The sequence below is a fragment of the Allomuricauda sp. F6463D genome, from assembly GCF_023015965.1.
Taxonomy (GTDB): domain Bacteria; phylum Bacteroidota; class Bacteroidia; order Flavobacteriales; family Flavobacteriaceae; genus Flagellimonas.
Genome location: NZ_JALKAN010000001.1, coordinates 475,407 through 498,636, shown reverse-complemented (window position 1 = coordinate 498,636; position 23,230 = coordinate 475,407). Strand labels below are relative to the sequence as shown.

The 23,230-nt window shown below is 38.2% G+C and carries 21 protein-coding genes; 6 read left to right on the top strand and 15 right to left on the bottom strand.

What is annotated here, in order from left to right:
* Positions 1-24: 24 nt before the first annotated feature.
* Positions 25-2,508 carry a TonB-dependent receptor domain-containing protein gene (locus MWU56_RS02050; RefSeq protein ID WP_247041714.1) on the top strand — a complete coding sequence of 828 codons (2,484 nt, stop codon included), beginning with the start codon at positions 25-27 and terminating at the stop codon, positions 2,506-2,508.
* A gap of 179 nt (positions 2,509-2,687) precedes the next feature.
* Here the strand turns inward: MWU56_RS02050 and MWU56_RS02045 are convergent, their stop codons facing one another.
* On the bottom strand, positions 2,688-2,861 hold the full coding sequence (locus MWU56_RS02045; protein WP_247041712.1) for a hypothetical protein: 174 nt from the start codon (positions 2,859-2,861) through the stop codon (positions 2,688-2,690).
* A 139-nt stretch (positions 2,862-3,000) separates the two neighbouring features.
* On the opposite strand from MWU56_RS02045, the gene fumC reads away from it, so the two are divergent.
* Positions 3,001-4,398: a class II fumarate hydratase gene (gene fumC / locus MWU56_RS02040; RefSeq protein WP_247041711.1), complete on the top strand. Its 1,398-nt coding sequence runs from the start codon at positions 3,001-3,003 to the stop codon at positions 4,396-4,398.
* Positions 4,399-4,485: 87 nt separating this feature from the next.
* On the opposite strand, the gene MWU56_RS02035 is transcribed toward fumC, so the two are convergent.
* Positions 4,486-5,376 carry a hypothetical protein gene (locus tag MWU56_RS02035; protein ID WP_247041710.1) on the bottom strand — a complete coding sequence of 297 codons (891 nt, stop codon included), beginning with the start codon at positions 5,374-5,376 and terminating at the stop codon, positions 4,486-4,488.
* Positions 5,377-5,544: 168 nt separating this feature from the next.
* Here MWU56_RS02035 and MWU56_RS02030 point away from each other — a divergent pair, with 168 nt between their 5' ends.
* On the top strand, positions 5,545-6,339 hold the full coding sequence (locus tag MWU56_RS02030) for an MBL fold metallo-hydrolase (protein ID WP_247041709.1): 795 nt from the start codon (positions 5,545-5,547) through the stop codon (positions 6,337-6,339).
* Positions 6,340-6,410: 71 nt separating this feature from the next.
* Entirely contained in the window at positions 6,411-7,097 is a 687-nt protein-coding gene (locus tag MWU56_RS02025; protein ID WP_247041708.1) for a hypothetical protein, read from the top strand.
* A gap of 10 nt (positions 7,098-7,107) precedes the next feature.
* On the opposite strand, the gene ettA is transcribed toward MWU56_RS02025, so the two are convergent.
* The 3 genes from ettA to MWU56_RS02010 form a co-directional block, all read right to left on the bottom strand.
* The gene (ettA, locus tag MWU56_RS02020; RefSeq protein ID WP_247041707.1) at positions 7,108-8,799 is read right to left on the bottom strand and encodes an energy-dependent translational throttle protein EttA; all 1,692 of its coding nucleotides are present in this window, start codon (positions 8,797-8,799) and stop codon (positions 7,108-7,110) included.
* 33 nt (positions 8,800-8,832) lie between these two features.
* Entirely contained in the window at positions 8,833-9,015 is a 183-nt protein-coding gene (locus tag MWU56_RS02015) for a CAL67264 family membrane protein (RefSeq protein ID WP_203532449.1), read from the bottom strand.
* Positions 9,016-9,081: 66 nt separating this feature from the next.
* The gene (locus MWU56_RS02010; protein WP_247041706.1) at positions 9,082-10,065 is read right to left on the bottom strand and encodes a Gfo/Idh/MocA family protein; all 984 of its coding nucleotides are present in this window, start codon (positions 10,063-10,065) and stop codon (positions 9,082-9,084) included.
* Positions 10,066-10,128: 63 nt separating this feature from the next.
* Between MWU56_RS02010 and MWU56_RS02005 the strand changes: the two genes are divergently transcribed.
* On the top strand, positions 10,129-11,757 hold the full coding sequence (locus tag MWU56_RS02005; RefSeq protein ID WP_247043686.1) for an acyl-CoA carboxylase subunit beta: 1,629 nt from the start codon (positions 10,129-10,131) through the stop codon (positions 11,755-11,757).
* 6 nt (positions 11,758-11,763) lie between these two features.
* Here MWU56_RS02005 and MWU56_RS02000 read toward each other — a convergent pair whose 3' ends face one another.
* The 4 genes from MWU56_RS02000 to MWU56_RS01985 are packed head-to-tail and all read right to left on the bottom strand — an operon-like array spanning position 11,764 to position 16,179.
* Positions 11,764-13,110: a M24 family metallopeptidase gene (locus MWU56_RS02000; RefSeq protein WP_247041704.1), complete on the bottom strand. Its 1,347-nt coding sequence runs from the start codon at positions 13,108-13,110 to the stop codon at positions 11,764-11,766.
* A gap of 33 nt (positions 13,111-13,143) precedes the next feature.
* Positions 13,144-14,220, bottom strand: coding sequence for an AMP-binding protein (locus MWU56_RS01995; protein ID WP_247041702.1), 1,077 nt, complete (start codon positions 14,218-14,220; stop codon positions 13,144-13,146).
* The gene (locus tag MWU56_RS01990; RefSeq protein WP_247041700.1) at positions 14,198-15,136 is read right to left on the bottom strand and encodes a CPBP family intramembrane glutamic endopeptidase; all 939 of its coding nucleotides are present in this window, start codon (positions 15,134-15,136) and stop codon (positions 14,198-14,200) included. Before MWU56_RS01990 ends, MWU56_RS01995 begins: the two co-directional genes overlap by 23 nt.
* Positions 15,127-16,179, bottom strand: a complete 1,053-nt coding sequence (locus tag MWU56_RS01985; RefSeq protein ID WP_247041698.1) for an o-succinylbenzoate synthase — start codon at positions 16,177-16,179, stop codon at positions 15,127-15,129. The genes MWU56_RS01990 and MWU56_RS01985 overlap by 10 nt, the downstream gene beginning before the upstream one ends.
* A gap of 45 nt (positions 16,180-16,224) precedes the next feature.
* Here MWU56_RS01985 and MWU56_RS01980 point away from each other — a divergent pair, with 45 nt between their 5' ends.
* Positions 16,225-17,019: an SDR family oxidoreductase gene (locus tag MWU56_RS01980; RefSeq protein ID WP_247041696.1), complete on the top strand. Its 795-nt coding sequence runs from the start codon at positions 16,225-16,227 to the stop codon at positions 17,017-17,019.
* Between the two features lie 2 nt (positions 17,020-17,021).
* Here MWU56_RS01980 and MWU56_RS01975 read toward each other — a convergent pair whose 3' ends face one another.
* The 6 genes from MWU56_RS01975 to MWU56_RS01950 form a co-directional block, all read right to left on the bottom strand.
* Positions 17,022-18,983 (bottom strand): histidine kinase dimerization/phosphoacceptor domain -containing protein, encoded by a 1,962-nt coding sequence (locus MWU56_RS01975; RefSeq protein WP_247041694.1) that lies wholly within the window; start codon positions 18,981-18,983, stop codon positions 17,022-17,024.
* 534 nt (positions 18,984-19,517) lie between these two features.
* A complete protein-coding gene (locus MWU56_RS01970) occupies positions 19,518-20,273 on the bottom strand; it encodes a LytR/AlgR family response regulator transcription factor (protein ID WP_247041692.1) in 756 nt (251 codons plus the stop codon).
* Between the two features lie 33 nt (positions 20,274-20,306).
* Positions 20,307-21,215 (bottom strand): 1,4-dihydroxy-2-naphthoate octaprenyltransferase, encoded by a 909-nt coding sequence (gene menA / locus MWU56_RS01965; protein WP_247041690.1) that lies wholly within the window; start codon positions 21,213-21,215, stop codon positions 20,307-20,309.
* A 2-nt stretch (positions 21,216-21,217) separates the two neighbouring features.
* Complete coding sequence (locus MWU56_RS01960; RefSeq protein ID WP_247041688.1) at positions 21,218-21,817, bottom strand: SPOR domain-containing protein; 600 nt, start codon at positions 21,815-21,817, stop codon at positions 21,218-21,220.
* 149 nt (positions 21,818-21,966) lie between these two features.
* Positions 21,967-22,797, bottom strand: coding sequence for a S1 RNA-binding domain-containing protein (locus MWU56_RS01955; protein ID WP_247041686.1), 831 nt, complete (start codon positions 22,795-22,797; stop codon positions 21,967-21,969).
* 78 nt (positions 22,798-22,875) lie between these two features.
* Positions 22,876-23,217, bottom strand: coding sequence for a DUF2853 family protein (locus tag MWU56_RS01950; protein WP_247041685.1), 342 nt, complete (start codon positions 23,215-23,217; stop codon positions 22,876-22,878).
* Between the last annotated feature and the right edge of the window lie 13 nt (positions 23,218-23,230).

Sequence of the window (23,230 nt, the reverse complement as noted above, 5' to 3'; positions counted from 1 at the left end):
TTTTTGCAGCGTAAAAATTGAACTATGCACAGAATAATTATCCCGCTATTGCTATTGGCTTTTTCCACTAATCAAGGCTTAGCCCAACGAAATGGTGAACCTATTACAATTGCAGGGAAGGTGGTCGACTCTGAATCTGGTCAACCTTTAGAATATGCTACATTTGTTCTGCAAAACACAGAAGACACAGGCAATGTAACTGGGGGAATTACAGATACTGCGGGTAATTTTGAAATTGAAGCCAGACCTGGCACATATAATATCAGTGTTGAATATATTTCTTACAAAACCTATTCACTTAAAAATCAAACCTACGATTCCTCCATCAATCTTGGAGCTATTGTGTTGGCGCCGGATGTTGCCCAACTTGCAGAAGTGGAGGTTGTTGGAGAAAAAACTACTGTTGAGGTACGTTTGGACAAAAAAGTATATAATATAGGATCGGACATTACCACAAGTGGCGGCAATGTTAGTGATGCATTAAGTAACATCCCTTCTGTTGATGTTGATGTAGAGGGTGCCATTAGTTTAAGAGGAAACGATAATGTTCGAATACTCATAAATGGTAAACCATCTGCTTTGGCAGGATTTGGGTCGACCGATATTTTACAACAGCTACCTGCCGACGCTATTGAAAAGGTAGAGGTAATCACCAGTCCTTCTGCCCGTTATGATGCCGAGGGTACGGCTGGTATTCTAAATATTGTACTCAAAAAAGAAAAAACACTGGGAATAAATGGGTCTATAAATACAACCATAGGTATTCCTTTTAATGCAAGGGCCACCACAAATTTTAACATCAGAACGGAAAAATTCAATATTTTTAATACGCTTGGGTACTTCCATAGAGAGTCTCCAGGAAATGGGATTTTTGATAACAGATACCTTACTGATGCCAGTGATTATGATAGGATTTTGGAAGATAGGGATATCAATAGAAACGATGATGGTATCAGTGTTAATATTGGTATGGAATATTTTCTGACTGAAAGTTCATCCGTTACAGGTAGTTTTTTCTACAGATGGTCCGATGAGAACGATCTCACGGAAAATGACAACCTCCGTTATATTGATAATGAACTGGACAGCAGCACATTTAGAAGCGAAGATCAACAAGAAGATGATAATAGTTATCAATTCTCCTTGAACTACACCAATAAATTTAATGATGAAGGTCATCAATTAACTGCCGATTTTCAGTACTCTTATGATGATGAAAATGTTTTAACAGAAATTGAAGAGACGAATGTTATTCCAAACACCAATTTATTGGCAAGTGAAAATATCTACGAAATTGAGACCCAAGATGATATATTGGCACAAATTGATTATGTACTTCCCATGGGAGAGGCCCAATTTGAAGCAGGTTACCGTGGTACATTTGAGAAAGAGATAAGTGATTATCAACTAGATACGATAAACCAAGGCTCTGGACAATTTGAGACCAATCAAGATCTTACCAATATTTTTACGTATCATGAAAATGTAAATGCACTCTATACCCAATATGGTAACAAATATGGGAAACTTTCTGTACTTCTTGGTTTACGTTTGGAGAATACGGAACTGAGAGGTAGTGTTGATTCCAGTATAGATAGCGAAGGACTTCAGGAAATTGTAGGTGAGGATGTTGATTTAAACTTTGATAAAAATTATTTAGGACTTTTTCCAACGCTCAACTTAATATATGAGTTTTCCGAAACTGAAAACATATCTTTGGGATACAACAGAAGGATAAACAGACCTCGAGGATGGTTTATCAATCCCTTTCCTTCTAGATCTAGTAGAACCAATGTTTTTCAAGGAAACCCGGATTTAGACCCAGCATTTGCCAATGCTTTTGATCTTGGGTATTTAAAAAGATGGAACAAGTTAACTCTTACCTCTTCTGTCTATTATCAAAAGGAAACCAATTCTTTTGCGCGTATACAGGAAGAAACAGGACTAGTAACATCTGATGGCATCCAAATTATTAGGTCATTGCCCATAAATTTATCCACCAACGAGCGTATAGGTGCAGAGGCAGGCGTTATGTATAGTCCATTTAGGTGGTGGCGAATAAATGGAAGTATAAACTTTTTCACCTTCAATACGGACGGTGAGTTTAATGGTGTGAACTACGGTACAGAAAGTACCAGCTGGTTTGCTAGGTTTAGCTCTAAGTTTACTTTACCAGGAAAAATCGACTTACAGACCAACTCCTTTTATAGAGGTCCAAGACAAAATGCCCAAACTGAAGATAAAGGTATATTCTCTATGAACTTGGCCATGAGTAAAGACGTGTTCAATGACAATGCCACAATATCCTTAAACGTTAGTGATGTTTTTAATTCCAGAAAGAGACAGTCCTTTACCGAAACTTCTACATTTACTTCGGACAGTGAATTTCAATGGAGAGAAAGACAAATCAATTTATCATTGATCTATCGATTCAATCAACCTAAAGAACGTCAACGTGGCGGGCGTGATGGACAAAATAACAATGACGATGATGAAGGTCAATTTTAAGGTTAAATAAAAAATATATTCTCCCTCAAACCTAAATAAAAAAAGCAACCTATATATAGGTTGCTTTTTTGTATACGTTAATCCTATTTCTTTCAAGTACGCACTATGCTTAATAAAGCTATACTTGATTAGAAAGGATCCTTAACAAAAAAGAAGCCAATGTGGCTTCTTTTTGTTTTTTATTCTTCTAGTTGGGCGCGTTTGGCCTCTTTTCTTTCCTTAAACATTTCCCTTAGGTTGCCAATCAACCAATAAGGTACCACAAAGGTCAATAAGAATATCATCAACCAAAAACCGATTGTTAAAATTGTTAGAAAAGCTAAAAAACCTAAATATTGGTCAAAATCGAACATCTTTACTCCTTTTGTTTTAACAAAGATACTTTCTTCTTATCAAAAAAAACAAATCCGGAACGAAAAAAAGTGTATTTATTCCAATCAACTACCATATAAATGGTCTATATCCTACCTTTGTAGGACAAAATTTTAAACTATGAGTTTTAGGATTGAAAAAGATACCATGGGCGAGGTAAAAGTACCCGCCGATAAATATTGGGGAGCCCAAACAGAGCGTTCCCGTAACAACTTTAAAATAGGTGCACCAGCATCCATGCCTTTGGATGTGGTTTACGGGTTTGCCTATCTAAAAAAGGCCGCAGCCTATACCAATCATGAACTGGGCGTACTCCCTCTGGAAAAAAGAGACCTTATAGCCCAGGTTTGCGATGAAATACTTGAGGGCAAACATGATGACCAATTCCCATTGGTGATTTGGCAAACAGGTTCCGGTACCCAGAGCAATATGAACGTAAATGAGGTAATTGCCAACCGTGCCCATGAAATTGCCGGAAAAAAAATTGGTGAAGGCGAAAAAACCATCCAACCGAACGATGATGTGAACAAGAGTCAGTCTTCCAATGATACTTTTCCAACTGGGATGCACATCGCAGCTTACAAAAAAATAGTGGAAGTTACCATTCCAGGTGTAGAGCAACTAAAAAACACTTTGCAGAAAAAATCTGAAGAGTTTAAGGATGTCGTTAAAATTGGGAGAACCCATTTAATGGATGCCACCCCCCTAACCCTGGGCCAAGAATTTTCGGGCTACGTTTCGCAATTAAACCACGGTTTAAAAGCATTGAAAAACACTTTGCCCCACTTGAGTGAACTTGCACTTGGGGGTACTGCCGTAGGTACTGGTTTAAATACTCCAAATGGATACGATGTATTGGTCGCAAAATATATTGCTGAGTTTACTGGTAAGCCATTTATTACTGCAGAAAATAAATTTGAAGCTTTGGCAGCACATGATGCTATTGTGGAAAGCCACGGTGCCCTGAAACAACTGGCCGTTTCCTTGAATAAAATTGCAAATGATATTCGTATGATGGCCTCTGGACCACGTTCTGGTATTGGTGAAATTATTATTCCTGCCAACGAACCAGGAAGTTCCATTATGCCAGGAAAAGTGAATCCTACCCAATGTGAGGCTATAACAATGGTATGTGCACAGGTAATGGGGAACGATGTGGCCATTAGTGTTGGTGGAACCCAAGGGCATTACGAGCTCAATGTGTTTAAACCCGTTATGGCCGCCAATATTTTGCAATCCGCTCAATTGATTGGGGATGCGTGTGTTAGTTTTGATGTAAACTGTGTAGCTGGTATTGAACCGAACCACGAAACCATTAAAACATTATTGAACAATTCTTTAATGTTGGTTACCGCATTAAATACTAAAATAGGTTATTATAAAGCTGCTGAAATTGCCAATACGGCACATAAAAATGGTACAACACTTAAGGAAGAGGCCATTAACCTTGGTTATGTTACTCCGGAAGAATATGATGAATGGGTTAAACCTGAAGATATGGTAGGTAGCATGCAATAACAGGATTGTGTGATTGTTCTTCATCTAAAAATAAAAGGCCCGTCCAACATTGGACGGGCCTTTTTATAATGGTGATAGTGTGTGTTTTTATTTCAATTCGAAGCTGGAAGTACCCAACAATTTCAATTGGCTATCATAAACATTAACCATATAATTTCCTTTTTGGAAATCATCACTTGGCTTATTTATATAGTCACATACATCCAAGGCATCGTTTTCGAAGTAAAAATTAGTTCCTTTACTATAAGTAAGAGAGCTTCCTTCCTCGGTAGTTTTTGTCAAAACTTCACCCAATACATTACCTTGTGGTCCAAGAACTTCAATGTAGAATTCTCTGTCACCAGCTTCGGCAATTACATTATCAGCTATAGTAAAACAAACTTTAAATTTATCTGTGGCCCTAGCTCTTGAAGTAGAAACCAATTTACCACTGTTTCTTTCCTTAATGGCATCAACACTAATAGTGTTTAGGTTAAGTGCTGATCCTTTTTCAACGGCATCGGCCAATTGAGTGTTCTGGATAATCAAAGAGTCATTGAAAACAGTTTGTTGCTCCAATTCAGCAAAAGTGCTATCTCTTTGCATGGCCAACAAGCTATTGGACTGCGTTAAGGAATCAACTTGTTTCAATAATTCTTCTCTTTCAGCTTTAAGTACACTTACTTGTCTTCTATAACGGGAAAGTGTAGCGATATCAGCTTTCATTCCACTTACTGAATCGATGTATTTTGCAATATTGTCTCTAGCGGCCACCAATTCTTCATTGGTTGCATTACTTTCCAAAATTGCTTTATCGTATTCGGACTTTAAGTTGTTCAAATCCTCAACGACCAATTCTTTTTCTTGAGTAAGAGCTTCTGTTGTTTGTTTTTTATCTTGATAAAGACTAACAGTGTAAATAATGGTTCCTAAAAGAACTACACCCAACAGACCGGCAATTACCTTTAATCCGTTATTATTACTTTTTGTTTCAGTCATAACTTTTTGTTTTAATTGATTCTGCGTTTAAGGTTTTTAATCAATCGTATTTGGTTTATATACGCATTGGATTCCGGTTTGGATTATTTAGTTAAAAATAATCTTCATAAAAAAATATGATTATGCCTTTAATCCCTTATTTTTAAGAGGATATAAATTGATAGTATTATGAAAAAGAATATCGTACTAATTGCTTGTACCATGTTACTGATCCAAGTCTCTTGCAAAGAGAAAGCCGAAAAACAAGAGGAAACAGTAGAGATAGAGACCAATATTCAGGTTGATGCTCCAGATCCGGCCAACATTGTACCTATCGAGCATGCCACCGCTGTAATCGAATGGGATGGCAATACCATATATATAGATCCTGTTGGTGGTTTAACTGCTTTTGCAGGTCACAAATCACCAGATTACATTTTTATTACCGATATACATGGCGATCATTTTAATATTGACACCTTAAATGAACTGGATTTGGATGGGGCAAAAATCTTTGCTCCCGAAGCAGTAGCCATTCAAATGCCCGAAGCATTGGCCTCCAAGACAACCACTATTAAAAATGGAGAAACCCAAGAAATATCAGGATTCTCCGTAAAAGCGATCCCAATGTATAATCTGCGCGAAGAAGCCAAGGATTTCCACGTTAAAGGAAGAGGAAATGGTTATGTGTTCACTTTTAAGGATGAACGCATTTATTTTTCTGGTGATACCGAAGATATTCCAGAAATGCGCGCTTTGGAGAATATCGATAAAGCCTTCATTTGCATGAACCTTCCTTATACCATGACAGTTGAAAGTGCTGCTGATGGGGTATTGGAATTTAAACCCAAGAAAGTATACCCATATCATTTTAGAGGAAGACCAAATGTCAGCGATGTTGAAAAGTTCAAAAACATTATAAACGAAGGTGACCCTAATATAGAAGTAGTACAATTGGATTGGTATCCGAACGAAGATTATTAAGCCGATGAAATAATAACCTAATATTCTCGTTAGAACAACGAACTTAGTAACCAAATCAAAATACTTGAAATATGGCTCCCAAATCCCATGTTTTTGTAGTACTGGCATTTCTTTTTGCCATACAAGCTACGTACTCCAACCAATGTGATAACTTTTATGCGAAAGTAACCTATGCGCTCAGCCATGGTAAAAAAGCTATGAATGCTACCAACTTTGAGCATCAGATGTACTATGCTGAAAGAGCTTTGATTGCTTTAGAGAAGTCTGAAGCTTTTATGGCCGAATGTAGTTGTGAAAAAGCCAAAAACAAAACCTGGGACGCAATGGAGACGCTAGATAAAGCCATAGAACCTGCTGACTGGGAAGCTGGAAGGTTCTTTACAAAAAAAGCATTGAATGAAATCAATGAACTAATTACCATTATTGATGAATGTACGCTCGGTACTTCTTCAACAACCAATGCAACTGAGGAAATAGCACCTGTGTATGCAGAAGAAACGGTTAATGAAGAAACCGAAACTGCTACTGTGGCGTCCATGGAACTTGAAATGATCAAGGTTTTTGAAAAACATGCCCATGACAAACTACAATCCGCAGAACAAGCCATTGACCAATTGATAGAGCTGTCCAACTCCATAGGGTCGACTCCTAATGAAAGTAACGACCCAAACAGTCTGACTGCACACCAAAAAGCTTATTTGGATAAAGCCAAAAAAATATTGGAAGAGGGAATCAAAAATCTCGGTGGAGAAGAATAACCCTCTTTATTTAACGAATTAACTTTTTGTACTTGATACGCTTGGGCATAATATCCGTTCCCAGGCGTTTCTTTTTGTTTTCCTCATAATCAGAGAAGGAACCTTCAAAGAAATAAACTTGTGAATCTCCTTCAAAAGCTAGGATATGGGTACAAATTCTATCCAAGAACCACCTGTCGTGAGAAATAATCACCGCACAACCTGCAAAGTTCTCCAAACCTTCTTCCAAAGCACGAAGCGTGTTCACATCCAAATCGTTGGTAGGCTCATCCAATAGTAAAACGTTTCCTTCCTCTTTTAACGTCATCGCCAAATGAAGCCGGTTACGTTCACCACCAGAAAGCATATTTACCTTTTTGTTCTGCTCACTTCCAGAGAAATTAAATCGACTCAGATAAGCACGGGAATTTACCTGCTTCCCTCCCATCATTATCAATTCTTGACTATCACTAAAATTTTCCCAAATGGATTTTTCAGGGTCAATATTGGAATGCGATTGATCTACATAAGCCAGTTTTGCCGTATCACCAACAATAAATTCACCTTTATCTGGGGTTTCCTCACCCATAATCATTTTAAAAATGGTGGTTTTACCAGCACCGTTGGGACCGATAATACCAACGATTCCAGCTTGAGGTAAGTTAAAGTTCAAGTTCTCGTACAACAACTTGTCACCAAAAGCTTTGCTTACATCCTTCGCTTCGATCACATTGGTTCCCAAACGGGGACCGTTGGGTATGTAGATCTCCAACTTCTCCTCCATTTGCTTTTGGTCTTGGCTAAGAAGTTTATCGTAATTCTTTAAACGCGCTTTCTGCTTTGCCTGTCTCCCCTTGGCTCCCTGTCGAACCCAATCTAGCTCGCGTTCCAATGTTTTTTGGCGTTTGGAGGCTTGTTTGCTCTCCTGTTCCAATCGTTTTGCTTTTTGGTCCAACCAGCTAGAGTAATTTCCTTTCCAAGGAATACCTTCGCCACGGTCCAATTCCAAGATCCAACCAGCCACATTATCCAAAAAGTAACGGTCGTGCGTTACCGCAATCACCGTACCTTTGTATTGTGCCAAATGGTGCTCCAACCAATGTACAGATTCTGCATCCAAGTGGTTGGTAGGCTCATCCAACAAAAGGACATCCGGCTCTTTTAACAACAAACGGCATAAAGCCACTCTTCTTCGTTCACCACCGGACAGTACACTTATTTTTTTATCTGAATCTGGAGTACGTAGCGCATCCATGGCAATCTCAAGCTTTGTATCCAGCTCCCATGCATTCGAAGCATCAATTTTATCTTGAAGTGCCGCTTGCTTGTCCATCAACTTCTGCATCTTGTCCGCATCCTCATATACTTCGGGCAGACCAAACATATCGTTGATCTTGTTGTACTCGTCCAAAATGGCAACCGTTTCGGCCACACCTTCCTTTACTACTTCGAGAACTGTTTTGTCCTCATCCAGCTGCGGTTCTTGCTCTAGGTAACCTACAGAATACCCCGGGGAAAAAACCACATCACCTTGATAGTTTTTATCAACCCCCGCAATAATCTTTAACAAGGTTGACTTACCCGAACCATTAAGACCCAAAATTCCAATTTTGGCTCCATAGAAAAAGCTTAGGTAAATATTCTTAAGTACAGGGGTATTCGCCGTTTTAAAGGTCTTGGTAACCCCAGACATTGAAAAAATTACTTTTTTATCGTCTGACATCTACTATAAATTAAATTGTTTTTGAAAAAGAGGCTATACTCTACCTTTTAGGGCATTAAATACCCAAGCTACGGCAAAAAATCCAATTCCAACAGCAGCAAAGCCCCATCCTGCTACTTCGTCATATTTAAAAGCTCCAAGTGCAATCATTCCCAGACCTACCAATATCATAATCCATGTGGCATAGGCCAGCACTGTGTTCTTATTCATACTCATTGTTTAATTTTCAGAAGAGTTTCAAATATCGTAAAAATAGAGATAATGTAAAGTTATTATTAAGGATTATGTTTCAAAAGGAAAGTTTATACCGCTTTTTTCCCTGACCTTATCCAACAACTTTGCCAAATCCAAGCTATTATGGTGCGACCAAAGATTACTTTCAATTGTATGTTTTCTCAAGCATGAATGAACCTCCATAATTTCATAGGAATACCCTATTCCCTTCAAAGGTAAGTTAACATCCGTAGTTTCATCAGTTTTAACCATGGTGTATCCATCAGCTTCATGCCACCTTGGGTTTAAATATAACTGGCCTTCGGTGCCAGATACTTCTGCTTTCATTGTGGATTGGCTTGTAAAACCACTATAAAGCATAGCTTGCGCATCTGGATATTCAAAAATCATGCTTGTCTGTATTTCCGTACCATTTTCGTAGAATTTTGAAGTAGCCAAAATTTCTTCGGGCATTCCTAATAATAAATAGGATAGAAAAATTGGATAAATACCAATGTCCAACAAGGTTCCCGAAGCTAAGTTTGGATTTAATAACCTAGAGTTTATGTCCCTATCCAGTGCATAAAAGGCAAAATCAGCATACATATATTTAAGGTCGCCAATAGCACCGCTATCAACCAATTGCTTTACTTTTTGGATGGATGGATTGAATCTCGACCACATGGCCTCCATCAAAAATGTGTTGTTCCGTTTGGAAGCATTCACCTGTTCCATCACTTCTGCCCTATTTACACCCATCGGTTTTTCACACAATACAGCAATACCATTATCAAGGGCATCAATGGTTAATTTTTTATGATGATTATGAGGTGTGGCAATATAAACCACATCTACAGTACCAGACAAAAAAAGCTCCTCGTAACTTCCGAAAATATGCTCAACATTGTACTCCTTCGCGAACGCTTGTGCCCTTTCCAATGATCTTGATGCCACAGCAGCTACTTCGGCATCCTCCACAAGAAGCAAATCTGTTATAAATTTTCTAGCAATTCTTCCAGGGCCCACAATGCCCCATCTTATTTTCATGTTCATATACTTCAAAAGTAATGATTATAACTCCTTATCTTTAACCTGCAAACTGAATATGATTTGAGAATGGATTTAAACTTCAATAAAAACGAAGATCATAATAAACTAAAATTATCAGAACTTAAGCGAAGACTTGGTAAGGTTAAGCTTGGTGGGGGTAAAAGCCGTATCGAAAAACACCACGCCAAAGGTAAATTGACAGCGCGTGAACGCATTGATTATTTGTTGGACGATAATGCCCAATCCATTGAAATCGGTGCCTTTGCAGGTGAAGGCATGTACGAGGAACACGGTGGATGCCCTTCTGGTGGGGTTGTGGTAAAAATCGGCTATGTACAAGGAAAACAATGTGTTGTGGTTGCCAATGATGCCACGGTAAAAGCTGGTGCATGGTTCCCTATTACAGGAAAGAAAAACCTACGTGCACAAGAAATCGCTATCGAAAATAAGTTGCCCATTATTTATTTGGTCGACAGTGCAGGGGTGTATTTGCCCATGCAAGATGAAATATTTCCCGACAAAGAACACTTTGGCCGAATTTTTAGGAACAATGCCGTAATGAGCAGTATGGGAATCACCCAAATTGCAGCGGTGATGGGGAGTTGTGTTGCCGGTGGCGCCTACTTGCCCATTATGAGCGACGAAGCCCTGATCGTTGACAAAACCGGAAGCATATTTTTAGCAGGAAGCTATTTGGTGAAAGCCGCGATTGGCGAAAGTATTGACAACGAGACCTTGGGCGGAGCAACGACTCACTCCGAGATTAGTGGTGTTACGGATTATAAAGCCAAAGATGATAAGGATGCGCTTGACAAAATAAAGAACATCGTAGGCAAGATCGGGGATTTTGACAAAGCTGGTTTCAACAGAGTCGAAGCAAAAGAACCCATGGAAAATCCTGATGATATTTATGGCATACTACCATCTTCCCGTAGTGACCAATATGATATGTTGGAAATTATAAAAAGGTTGGTGGATGATTCCGAATTTGAACAATATAAAGAAGGTTATGGAAAAACCATTCTTACAGGTTATGCCCGTATTGATGGCTGGGCCGTGGGCATTGTTGCCAATCAACGTAAAGTAGTGAAGACCCAAAAAGGGGAAATGCAGTTTGGCGGCGTTATTTATTCCGATTCTGCCGATAAGGCCACGCGATTTATCGCCAATTGCAACCAAAAGAAAATTCCTCTTGTGTTTTTACAGGACGTTACCGGATTTATGGTGGGCAGTAAAAGTGAACATGGTGGTATTATAAAAGATGGTGCCAAAATGGTGAACGCAGTAAGTAACTCCGTAGTGCCAAAATTTACGATTGTAATCGGAAATAGTTACGGTGCCGGAAACTATGCCATGTGTGGCAAAGCATACGACCCTAGATTGATTGTAGCTTGGCCAAGTGCAGAACTCGCGGTAATGAGTGGAAATTCTGCAGCTAAAGTGCTTATGCAAATTGAAAAAGCCAGTCTGAAGAAAAGTGGTAAAGCAGTTGATGCTGAAAAAGAAAAGGAACTTTTTGATAAAATAAAGCAGCGCTACGATGATCAAATTTCTCCCTACTATGCCGCTGCAAGACTTTGGACAGATGCAATTATCGACCCCAAGGATACCCGCAAATGGATTTCCATGGGGATTGAAGCTGCCAACCATGCTCCTATTGAGAAAAAGTTTAATATGGGGGTTTTGCAGGTGTAATGAAATTTAATTCCCTAAATGTGATTTTGGCCTTGGAATTAGCATCAGTTCGGTTTGTCTGCCATTTACATACCTAAATCCATCTTCTCCAACAAAACCTGCTTCTTCCAACATAATCCGGATGTCTCTTTTCCACTCCGGAATGTTTACGGTGGTATTCAACTCAATGGCGTAGACCGTATTGGGATTTAGCGGATAATTCTCGCCATCATCTTTCATAACACCGCCTTGAGCATCCCACATGCCAATAGTAGTCCCTGCGGAGTGACCGTAGCTCCCCAAAGGATGGGTATAAATAGCTGGTTGTAGTCCGGCATCTTTCGCATCTTGCAATGCATTGGCCAAAATCTCGTTACCTACCCTGCCCAGTATCATATTTTGGGTGAGAAAGTCTTGCACACGGTTGCCATCATATAATGCATTTACCAAAAAAGAAGGGGCCTCGGTCTCTTCTGGCCGGAGCACATAGGCCAGTTCTTGACAGTCGGTATTTAAGCGCAAATATGTGATTCCAAAATCGCAATGCAATAAATCTCCACGTTGGATCACTTCATCATCGGGTCTTCCCGAAAAAGAATATAAGTGACCCACCAACTCTTCACTCGTACGCTGTACATCTACCGTAGGATGAAACCACGTTTCCAATCCTAAATCGGTTACTTTTTGACGCATCCACCATTCCACTTCAGTTGTAGTGGTAACTCCTGGGGTAATCACTTTTTCAGAGAAAGCCTCGGCGATAATATCATGGGTAATGTCTACCAATTGATTGAAAATTGTCATTTCCTGAGGGGTACGAGTCTCAATCCAGCGCACCGCAAGTTGTTCTGCCGATACCACCTTGGAATGATATTTCTTCGGTAGATTGGCCATAAACTCATCATAATCCGTTTTGTCAAGACCATCGGCGATATTATGGTCCTTGGAAAAATTTAGCCCAATTTTATTGGGGTTCCGCTCCGCGATCAACTGCATCAATCTTTTCCATTGATTGGGCTCTTTTTCCTTATCCCAAGCCGATTTAATACTCTTACCTACGTCGTAACGAGCTACTGCCAGTTTTTCTATGGTGTTTTTTTCTTTGTTTCTGTAAAAAAGTAAAATGGTTCTTCTCCGTGCATTCAACCAGGTTGCCGGAAGCATGGTCCGCAATACGGGATCTTCATTGTACTCTCTGGAGATTACGACCCACATATCCAATCCAGCGTCATCCATTAATTTTGGAAGTAAGATGTTAAAACGTTCTTCAAGTATTTCGTCCACTGCCTTTGCACGTTCAACTTCGGGAAGAATTTGTTGAGAAATGGCAATAATAGGCAATAATAGCAGTGTTAATTTAATGATTTTTCGCATGGTTGATTTTTTAATATGTTGAATGTACAAAACTTAAATTACTTGATTTAATGTTTTTTTACGGTCGACCTTTTTAGTTGCTGTCTCAATAAATGATTTTACAAAGTAAACCTCCTTTGGCACTTCATATTTTGAAATATTCTTTAAATTCTTGATGCCTACCAGTAATTCTTGCACGTTCTGTTGTTCTGACTCGATCACCAAAATGAGTTTATGGCCCAAAACTTCATCAGGCAATCCAGCTACAAAAAAACGAAATTTTAGTAAGGATGATAATTTTTGCTCTATATTTTCGGGTACCAGTTTGATACCACCAGAATTGATAATGGAATCATAACGGCCAACAAATTTAAATTGGGAGTTTCCTGCCAATTCCACCAAATCGTTGGTCACGATACGTTCATTTGAAATTTTGGGTGCATCGATAATAAGACAACCCCTATCATCTTTTGTTATACTGATATTGGGCAGGCTTTCAAAATAGTCATTTGAATCATGGGCAATGTGTTTTACGGCGATATGGGTTATGGTCTCCGTCATCCCATAGGTTTCATATGTTTGGGTAGAAAGCCTTTTTAGTTTGCTTCGCAGACCCGATTCGACTGCCGCCCCTCCCACAATCAAAGTTTTTACCCTTGTAGATAGTTGGTTCAAGGAATGTTGGACTTGGAGCGGTACCATGGCCACAAAGTCATATATTTTGTTGTTTTCAGGCAATGGGGATGAAGAAGGTTCTACATATTCCAATTCTAAACCAAGGACCATGGCGCGGACCAACATCATTTTACCGGCAATTCCGGTGCAGGGCAGACATAAAAGCGCCTTTTGTTTAGATTTCAGTTGAAAAAATTCGCCAGTTGCCAACGCAGAATTCACCATGTGTTCTTTTTGGAGCACTATGGTCTTTGGTGTTCCGGTGGACCCAGAGGTAATAACCTCCATGGTCGGTTTCTTTGAAGCCCAATCTACCAAAAAATCACCTATCGGTTTTTCGTAGGACTCTCCTTCTTTAATTAAACTATACCCTATTTCAAAAAGATTTTCAAAAGCGGACGGGATACCGTTCAACTTAAAATCTGGGTGAACATTATGCCAGGTCGGATGCTCCATCGGTTAATGCTACAAATTCTTTTTTTGTCAACACTCGCCCAAAAAGTCGGTCTTTCCAGTTTTTCCAACCGTATTTTTTGGAGAAAGCAAATAATAGGATAGGGTAAACCACTAATACGGGTATTAACACATCCCATCCCAATACGGGTTCGGAAACGTCTTTAAAAATGGAATCGGTCTGAAAAGCCGTCCAATCCGAAGTAACCAATAAGGCAGTAATCAAGTTATTGGCAGCATGAAAACCGAGGGCCAATTCGAGACCTTCATCCATGAGTGTCAAAATCCCCAAAAAGAACCCTGTTCCTATGTAATAGATCATTATGCCCATTCCCAATTTTTCAACCTCGGGATTTGCTGCATGCATCAATCCAAATAACAATGAGGTTATTATTAATGGTACCCATCTGTTCTTGGCCATTAGCCCTATGCCCTGCATCATATGGCCTCTGAACAAATATTCTTCAAAGCTGGTCTGCAATGGAATCAACAATATGGCAATGATGGCCAGTGGAATAAACTTTACAAGATTAAAATTGAGCTCATAGTTATCTGGTGAGAAATAAATATCGATGCCCGTAAGCAAAATAGTTATTCCGCCCCATAATCCAAATGAATATAGGATTCGTTTCCAGTCTATTTTTTTTCGAGAGGTGGTCAATGAGGTGATGGATTGTTGATGAATCAATAATGTCCATCCCAAAACAACAAAGAAACCAACCACCAACGGTGCCAATAAAATAACCAATACAAGGTTGGTTCCCAATTGGTCAATGATTTGTTGCATAGCATCCTCTACGCTCACAGGAGAATTTATGGTTGCAATGTAATTTATGATCATAAACACAATAAAACCAACGGGAATAACCAAGTATTTCCAAAGCCCAATTTTTCCTTTATACCCTTGTTCTATATACATATTTTGTTAATTATCTCCATATTCCATTTTTTTGACTGTCTGTAAAAAAGTTGCCCTTGAGATACTTCCAAAGGGCTTTCAATATTATTGGTATAAAGGCTGCCGGTGCCTAGACCTTGAGGCATTATGGTGTTTAAAGAATTTGTGTACTGCGCAATGGCATTTAGTCCAACATTACTTTCGAGTGCACTTGTAATCCACCATCCTATATTTTGTTTTTCTGCTAAATCTATCCATTCCCCACTACTTTGTATTCCACCCACCAAACTTGGTTTCAAAATTATATATTGAGGTTGGATTGTTTGTAGCAATTTCTCTTTATCCGTTACATCAAAAACCCCAATCAATTCTTCGTCCAAGGCAATGGGCAAGGGTGTTTTTTCGCAGAGTTTAGCCATTTCCTCCCATTGACCGGCCTTTATGGGCTGTTCTATGGAATGTATTGTAAAACTGGATAGTAGCTCCAATTTTTTCATGGCCTCATCAGGTGAAAATGCTCCATTGGCATCTACCCTTAGTTCTATAACTTCAGGTGAATAGTTTTCACTTATCAGTTTTAGTATGGAAAGCTCCTTTTCAAAATCAATAGCCCCGATTTTCATTTTAATACAGCCAAAACCATCTTTCAATTTCTGCTCCAATTGCTGTAGCATATAGGTTTCATCACCCATCCAAATCAATCCATTTATAGGTATAGGTGTTTCTTTATTAGTAAAATCTGAAGGAAAAAGTTCAAAGGGGTTTTTGGAATATAAAGATAAAAATGCCTGTTCCACCCCAAACTGTATGGATGGATACGCCCTTAATTGATTTAATAATTCTTCTTTGCCCAAATGAATGTTACTGCAGACCCATCCCAGCTTTGCCTCATAATCCGGTACATCATCAATACTCAATCCACGTAATATTCCACACTCTCCCAAACCAAAATTTTCACCATCCCTTAGTACTAGGAACCAAGTTTCCTTTTGAGTCAAAACCCCACGTGAGGTACCACTGGGAACTTTAAAATCGAAGGTGTATTTTTTATAGCTAGCTTTCATGCAGTTCCTCAAATTTAAGTATATTTTATATCTAAAACAGCACCTATGTCAAGTATCAATGGAAAAACTATTTGGGTTACCGGAGCTTCTTCCGGTATTGGCAAGAGCCTTGCTTTGAAGCTCAGTTCGTACCAGTGTAACCTGATTTTGTCTTCACGAAATAAAGAAGAACTTTTAAAAGTAAAAGAATTGTGTGGAGGTTCCAACACTATTTCCATTCTACCCCTTGACCTTACAAACCATCACCAAATGGAGGAAATTGCAGAAAAGGCCATTTCCAAGTTCGGCAGTGTTGATATGTTAGTCAATAACGCTGGGATTAGCCAACGTTCCTTAATCATAGAAACCAAAGTAGAGGTATATGAGCAATTAATGCAAATCAACTATTTGGGTACCGTGGCACTTTCCAAGGCAATTTTACCTCATTTTATCGCCAATAAAAGTGGGCATTATGTAACGGTTACCAGTTTAATGGGAAAATTTGGTTCTCCATACCGATCGGGCTATTGTGGAGCTAAACACGCATTGCACGGTTTTTTTGATGTAATGCGCATGGAACACGAAAAGGATGGGGTTAAAGTTACTCTGGTGTGCCCTGGGTTTGTACAAACCAATGTGGCCAAAAATGCCTTAACAGCAGATGGCTCTCCTCAAAAAGATGACGATGTTGCCACGCAAAACGGAATCACACCGGAACTAGCTGCCAAGAAAATGATTTCTGCAATTGAGAAGGGTAAATTTGAAGTGTATATAGGGGGTAAAGAAGTTAAGGGAATTTATTTAAAGAGATTCTTCCCTAAATTGTTGCACAAAGTGGTTTTGAAAAGTCACGTAAGGTAAGATCAACTAAAATTGAACCAAAAACGTACGCCTTCCACTTCCCTATCAACATTTAATTTAGATTGAAGCTGGTTCACCAATCGATTGATTAGGCGAATACCCATGGAAGAGTGTGCCCGTTCATCACTATCCTCGGGAAGACCAATGCCGTTATCGGTATATTCAAAATAACCTTTATCACCATTTTTACGTAAGTGAATATAGATTTTACCGTTGTCATCATTTTCGGGGAAGGCATATTTAAAAGAATTGGATACCAACTCATTCAATATCAATCCAAATGGAATGGCGCGGTCAATATCCAGCTCAGTACCTTCTGCATCAATGGTAATGCTAATATTGTGTCCTCCCTTTTTGTAAACGGATTGCACACTGTTGATCAAACTTTCAATATACCCCTGCATTTCTATCACCGAAAGATCATCGTTCTGATATAGTTTTTGATGTATCAATGCCATGGCCTTTACCCTACTCTTTCCTTCTTCCAATGCAACAATGGCTGCCTTGCTTCGGGTATTCTTTGTTTGTAGGCTCAACAAACTGGAAACCATTTGCAGGTTGTTCTTTACCCTGTGGTGTATTTCTTTTAAGAGCGAGTCTTTTTCTACAAGTGAATTTTCAATTATGTGTTTTTGCTCGGCAATCAAACGTTGGTTTTTTATACTTTTTAGGTAAGCATATACTAAACCGGCAAACCCCAATAGGGTAAATATCAAAGAAATAAACACTAAATTGATGCGTTCATCCTTGGCTTTCATTTCACTCCTAGCCAATTCGTTTATTCGCTTTTGTTCGTCAATCAGCCTTTGGGAGTTCTCCAAATCTTCATTGGCTACAATGGTCACCAATTGTTGTTTTATAAGTACGGATTGTTTTTTGGACAACGAATCCTTTATTCTTTCATTTCGTTTATAATAAATAGAGGCGTTCTTAAAATTCTCCACCTTATCATAGAAAGCAGCTAGCAAACTGTTCTTTTTGATGCTCTGCAATACGGTAATGTTATCAAACTGAACATCCAAGTATTTTTTGGCCTCAGTAAAATCTTCCATTTGAAGGTTCGCCTCTGCCAAATAAAGTGTGTTTTCCACAACTTCTTTTTGATCCTTATTCTTGGATGATTTTTTTAAGGTTTCAATACTTGTTTTCAATAGTGGAACCGCTTCTTCATATCCACTAAGCATTACATGGCATTTGGCAATGTTACCCTCTATTTCTGCTTTTAGTAAATCGCTTTCAAATAAATCGGATTCACTTTTTTGTATAGATATATCGTTGACGTAGACATCTAAATAGGCTTTGGCCTTTTTTAATTCGCTCAAGGCCGTTGGTGCAGAATCATCTAGTCTTAGGTAATTGCCAACCTTACTGTGGTATTTTGCCAAACCATACGAATCATTATCGGCTATGGTAGGCTTTACCTCCATAATATATTGGTTCCTGGCTTTTCTATATAATCCTAAATTGCTGTAGATATCATAAAACGAAACATTGTTGGTAAGGCCCAACTCTCGTTTTTGTTTTCTAATTTCAATTTGTTTATCGAACAATTGGAGATTTGCGTAGTTGTCATCCAGCACATCCAAAACCACTATTTGGGAATCTGCACCCAATGAATCTTTGATGTCATATAGTTCTTTGGCAAGAGCGGTACTTTTATCATATTCCCCCAAATCATTGTATACCTGGGCCTGCATAACTTTATAAAGCCTTGCTGCGATGGTGTCTTCCGTCATTTGTGCATTGGACATGTAGACTTTTATGGTATCCAACCAGTCGTAAGCGGAATTTATGTTGTATCGATCTAATGAATTGAAAAAGACATCGAAACGTTGTATTGGTTGATTAGCGTCCTGAAACTCCTTCAGTACACTTTCTTCATCACCATCAGTGTTCTGAGCCGATGTGGTGAAAAGAAAAATAAAAAATATCGAGGTAAATAAAATTCTTACGTAACGTTCCATTAATTAAATTGATACAGGGACCACGCCTTACGTTGCCCTATATTATTATCGTGCCCTTTTTTCCTTTATTGCCCCACAATAATCAATTCAACAAAAAAATAAAACAGCGTACCGAATTATAATGTATGGGGTATATAAAGAACGTTAGTTTAGCTACAAAATTAAATCCCAAAGGAAAGAGTTCACCACTATTGTTGTGAAAGTGTCGTTTTCTGTTGTGAAAAGGTCAAGTTTGTATGTTAAGTGGTATTTTATCGGTGTTTTGTGCTTTTTATGGAGTTTATAAGGAAGCACAGCGGGTTAAAAATTGAAAAAGGCCCTGCTTTTACAACAAGACCCTTTTACGAGAACACTATATGAAAATGAAAAAATTACTTTCTTAATTATTACACTGCTAAAGTATATGTATAGAAAATATCAGGGAAATTATTGTTGTGAACCTATTAAAACTTGTGGTTTTCTTTGAATAAAAACATTGTACAAAAAAAGTGCCCTAATGGACACTTGGTAATATTTTTTATATTCTAGCGAATCTTAGCTATTCATTGATGAAAGAATAAACTCTTTAAAATCCTTGGATATAGGGATAAGATTATTGTTGATCATTATATCCTTGGAATTGATTGCATCTATATGATCTACATTTACAATGTATGATTTGTGTGCCCTATAAAATTTGTTTTTTGGAAGTTTTTCCAAATAATCTTTAAGAGGTGAACGCACCAAGAACTTTTTGTCAACCGTATTTACCTCTAAATAAACATTGTCCGCTTTTATAAATTGGATATCCGTAAACTGAATCCGATAATAAAGATGTTGTTTTTTTACGAAGATGGAATCCTTCAATACAGAGTTCGAAGTTATTTCTTCAGCTATATCCTGCCCCTCTGTTTTATCCATACCCTTTTTGGCATAGTTAAAATTGGAAAGCGCTATTTCTATGGAGGTATAAAGGTCTTGTTGTTCAAATGGTTTTACCAAATAACCATCTGGCTTTACTGTTTTGGCATTTTCAACAGTAGCGCGGTCAGAATTGGAAGTGACGAATATAAAAGGAATGTTGTAGGTTTCACGGATATGCTTACCTAGGTCTATACCTGTTTTGTCAGAGGCGAGGATAATATCAATCAACACCAAATCCACATGGTTGTTTTTCAATACATCTACCGCCTGTTCGTACACTATGACATTATCTACAATTTCATAGCCGATTTCCTCTAGCATGGATTGCATATCATCTGCGATGATGACATTATCCTCTACAATTAAAATTTTTATCGGATGTTCCAAGTTCCTTTAAGTTTATTTGGTTGATAATCAAATTTACGAAAAAATATTGACTGAGATGAAGAATAAAATTGCTAACAAAAAGGTACTCAGTGCAACTTTCTTAAGTTCGGCATCCAAATTACCAGGATTTTTGGTCATCATCACTTTTCTTAAATGAATCAGCAATGGGACAAACGCCAACATAAAAAATGTTTGGTTCCAACCAAATTTTACTATCCATACATATAATGCAAAGCAAAATAAAGCGGTAATAATCAAAAACAAATGATAACGCTTTCCTTTTTCAAACCCCATGGTGACGACCATGGTGATTTTACCATGCTTTTTATCGGAAACGATATCACGTAAATTATTTAGATTTAATACTGCTACACATAAAAGTCCAATAGAGACTGCGGGTAAAACCGAGCTCCAGTCGAGGGATTTTGTATATAAGAACATACTTCCGAGCACCCCTAACAATCCAAAAAAAAGAAATACAAAAAGGTCTCCCATACCTTTATAACCATAGGCATTAGATCCTACGGTATATTTTATGGCAGCCCAAATACTTAAAAGACCAAGGGCAAAAAAAATAAGGATGTAGTTAAAATTCTCAGGGCCGAAAGCTGAATAAATTAGTACCAAAGCAAGCACCAAACTAATAAGGGTGGAGATAATTATTCCTATTTTAAGGGATTTTCGTGTAATGGAACCACTTTGCAATGCTCTTGCTGGACCAATCCTGTCTTCATTATCTGTACCTTTTACACCGTCCCCATAATCGTTGGCAAAATTGGAGGTGACCTGAAATCCAATAGTGGTACATAAAGCCAAAATGAATACTTGTGTTTCAAACCGATTTTCGATTATTGCCAATGCGGTACCAACAATAATTCCCGATAAAGAAAGAGGAAGTGTGCGTAGTCTAGCAGCTTGTATCCAAGCCTTTGTGTTTTTCAAGATTAGTACGGATCTTCTATTTTAACTCTTTGACCATCTTGGTACGAGGCTACAAATGCGTCCTCGAAGCCCATCCGAACCAATTGTTCTCTAAATTTTTGTGCTTCTTCCAAATTTTCAAAGTTACCTAGAGAATAGGCATAAAACGGATTTGTTTTTACAAAAAGAGTATTGGTAAGTGCTTCGGATGCCAATGTTACATTGTTTTCCACAAATGATTTTACCTGTACGGAATAGATTTTTTCCTTGTTCAAAAATTCTTTAGCCAAGTAAAATTCCTTTACCAAACTAAGTTCCTCATTTTGAGATTTTAAATTATCTATCCTTGCCTTAATTACATCCAAACTATCAATGGACACTAAAAGATTGCCCTGATTCTCAAAAGATTGCTTACTGCTAAGTCCTGCTGTAAAGGAGGTAATGGCCAAAGTCCCAATTACAAATAATCCCACAAAACCCAACAAAACGTTTCGTTGCAGTTTTATTTTGCGTAAATCTTTATTCTTGTATTTTATCTGGTCCAGTAATCTTTCGTTAATAATCTGGGCCTTATCTATATCCTTATGAAGGTCCAATAAATCGCTTTCTTCAATAAAAGGCATATTGTGACGGGTTATAATTATATGCTATGCTAAAAACATAGCAACCAATAAGTTAATTTGAATCTATACAAAAATAGATAATTTACAGAAAGAAAAAAACTTTATAGCCTTAAAGCGTGAAAGAATATGGCCTCAGCGGTTTTTTTAGGTTATAATAAGTGAATACCATCATCTTGGATATTGATTTTACGCTGCCGGTAAAGAATACCCACACCTTTCTTAAAAGCTTTTTTACTAAGATGCAAGGCCTCTTTTATTTCTTCTGGGGAGGATTTATCGTGGAGCGGTAAAAATCCGTTGTTTTCCTCTAATTTATCCAACAACATTTTAGCCGTTGGCTCCAACATTTGGGGCCCAATGGGTTGAAGGGAGATATCCAGTTTCTTGTCGTCCCGTACATTTTTTACATACCCCTTTAATTCGTTTCCAACAGCAATAGGTTTAAAAATGTCACTTTCGAAAATCAGGCCTTTGTGCCTATCATCAACAATTACCTCCCACCCTATTTGGGTTTTACGATTCACCAAGAGATTTACTGTATCATTTTGATTGTAGTCCACACTTTCGTTGGAAAGAAACTTATCCACTCTGCTCGACCCTGTAAGACGCATACTTTCTTCATCCATATAACAATGAACAATATATTTGTTCCCGTCTTCCATTCTTTCCGATTGTTCCCTAAAGGGAACAAGTAGGTGTTTCTCCAAGCCCCAGTCCAAAAATGCTCCGTAAGCACCAACTTCAACAACTTCCAAATAAGCAAATCCATTACGGATTATCTTAGGTTTTAAGGTTGTGGAAACTGGGCGTTCGGCATTGTCCAGGTAACAAAAAACTTCCATCTCTTGGTCTATCTGAAAATCTTCGGGCACATATTTGTTTGGCAATAATATCTCTGTGCCTTCTTCATCTCCCAAAAAAAGTCCTACACTAGTACTTCTTAGCACTTTAAGGGTGTTATAATTTCCCAATTCAATCATATGGTAAAGGTAGTTGTAAAAAATGGGTATAAAAAAAGCTGCCCTGTATTGGACAGCTTTATTACCTTGATCGCAATCTTAATTATAAATAGATTCTTTTCCAAAGTGCTTGGCCAACATATAATAGATTACTGCACGATGTTTGTTCTTCTCCGATTTTCCGTAAGCATCAATCACACTGTTAATGGATTCCATTAATGCCGGGGTATCGGTTAACCCTAATTTTTTTATCAAAAAATTGTTTTTCACGGTTTCCAACTCTTTATCGTCAGAGCCTGAAACTTTGGAAGCATCCAAGTTATAAATGGCAGGCCCAAGTCCTATGGCAACCTTGGTCAATAAATCCATATCTGGTGTTTGTCCAAATTTGCTTTTAATATCCTCCGCATACTTCTCGATTAGTTCGTCTCTTTTGCTCATAATTAATCAGTGT

Bases quoted from the DNA above. Each gene is read 5' to 3' on its own strand.
- MWU56_RS02050 (WP_247041714.1), top strand. From the start codon at position 25: ATGCACAGAATAATTATCCCGCTATTGCTATTGGCTTTTTCCACTAAT.
- MWU56_RS02045 (WP_247041712.1), bottom strand. From the start codon at position 2,861: ATGTTCGATTTTGACCAATATTTAGGTTTTTTAGCTTTTCTAACAATT.
- fumC (WP_247041711.1), top strand. From the start codon at position 3,001: ATGAGTTTTAGGATTGAAAAAGATACCATGGGCGAGGTAAAAGTACCC.
- MWU56_RS02035 (WP_247041710.1), bottom strand. From the start codon at position 5,376: ATGACTGAAACAAAAAGTAATAATAACGGATTAAAGGTAATTGCCGGT.
- MWU56_RS02030 (WP_247041709.1), top strand. From the start codon at position 5,545: ATGAAAAAGAATATCGTACTAATTGCTTGTACCATGTTACTGATCCAA.
- MWU56_RS02025 (WP_247041708.1), top strand. From the start codon at position 6,411: ATGGCTCCCAAATCCCATGTTTTTGTAGTACTGGCATTTCTTTTTGCC.
- ettA (WP_247041707.1), bottom strand. From the start codon at position 8,799: ATGTCAGACGATAAAAAAGTAATTTTTTCAATGTCTGGGGTTACCAAG.
- MWU56_RS02015 (WP_203532449.1), bottom strand. From the start codon at position 9,015: ATGAGTATGAATAAGAACACAGTGCTGGCCTATGCCACATGGATTATG.
- MWU56_RS02010 (WP_247041706.1), bottom strand. From the start codon at position 10,065: ATGAACATGAAAATAAGATGGGGCATTGTGGGCCCTGGAAGAATTGCT.
- MWU56_RS02005 (WP_247043686.1), top strand. From the start codon at position 10,129: ATGGATTTAAACTTCAATAAAAACGAAGATCATAATAAACTAAAATTA.
- MWU56_RS02000 (WP_247041704.1), bottom strand. From the start codon at position 13,110: ATGCGAAAAATCATTAAATTAACACTGCTATTATTGCCTATTATTGCC.
- MWU56_RS01995 (WP_247041702.1), bottom strand. From the start codon at position 14,220: ATGGAGCATCCGACCTGGCATAATGTTCACCCAGATTTTAAGTTGAAC.
- MWU56_RS01990 (WP_247041700.1), bottom strand. From the start codon at position 15,136: ATGTATATAGAACAAGGGTATAAAGGAAAAATTGGGCTTTGGAAATAC.
- MWU56_RS01985 (WP_247041698.1), bottom strand. From the start codon at position 16,179: ATGAAAGCTAGCTATAAAAAATACACCTTCGATTTTAAAGTTCCCAGT.
- MWU56_RS01980 (WP_247041696.1), top strand. From the start codon at position 16,225: ATGTCAAGTATCAATGGAAAAACTATTTGGGTTACCGGAGCTTCTTCC.
- MWU56_RS01975 (WP_247041694.1), bottom strand. From the start codon at position 18,983: ATGGAACGTTACGTAAGAATTTTATTTACCTCGATATTTTTTATTTTT.
- MWU56_RS01960 (WP_247041688.1), bottom strand. From the start codon at position 21,817: ATGCCTTTTATTGAAGAAAGCGATTTATTGGACCTTCATAAGGATATA.
- MWU56_RS01955 (WP_247041686.1), bottom strand. From the start codon at position 22,797: ATGATTGAATTGGGAAATTATAACACCCTTAAAGTGCTAAGAAGTACT.
- MWU56_RS01950 (WP_247041685.1), bottom strand. From the start codon at position 23,217: ATGAGCAAAAGAGACGAACTAATCGAGAAGTATGCGGAGGATATTAAA.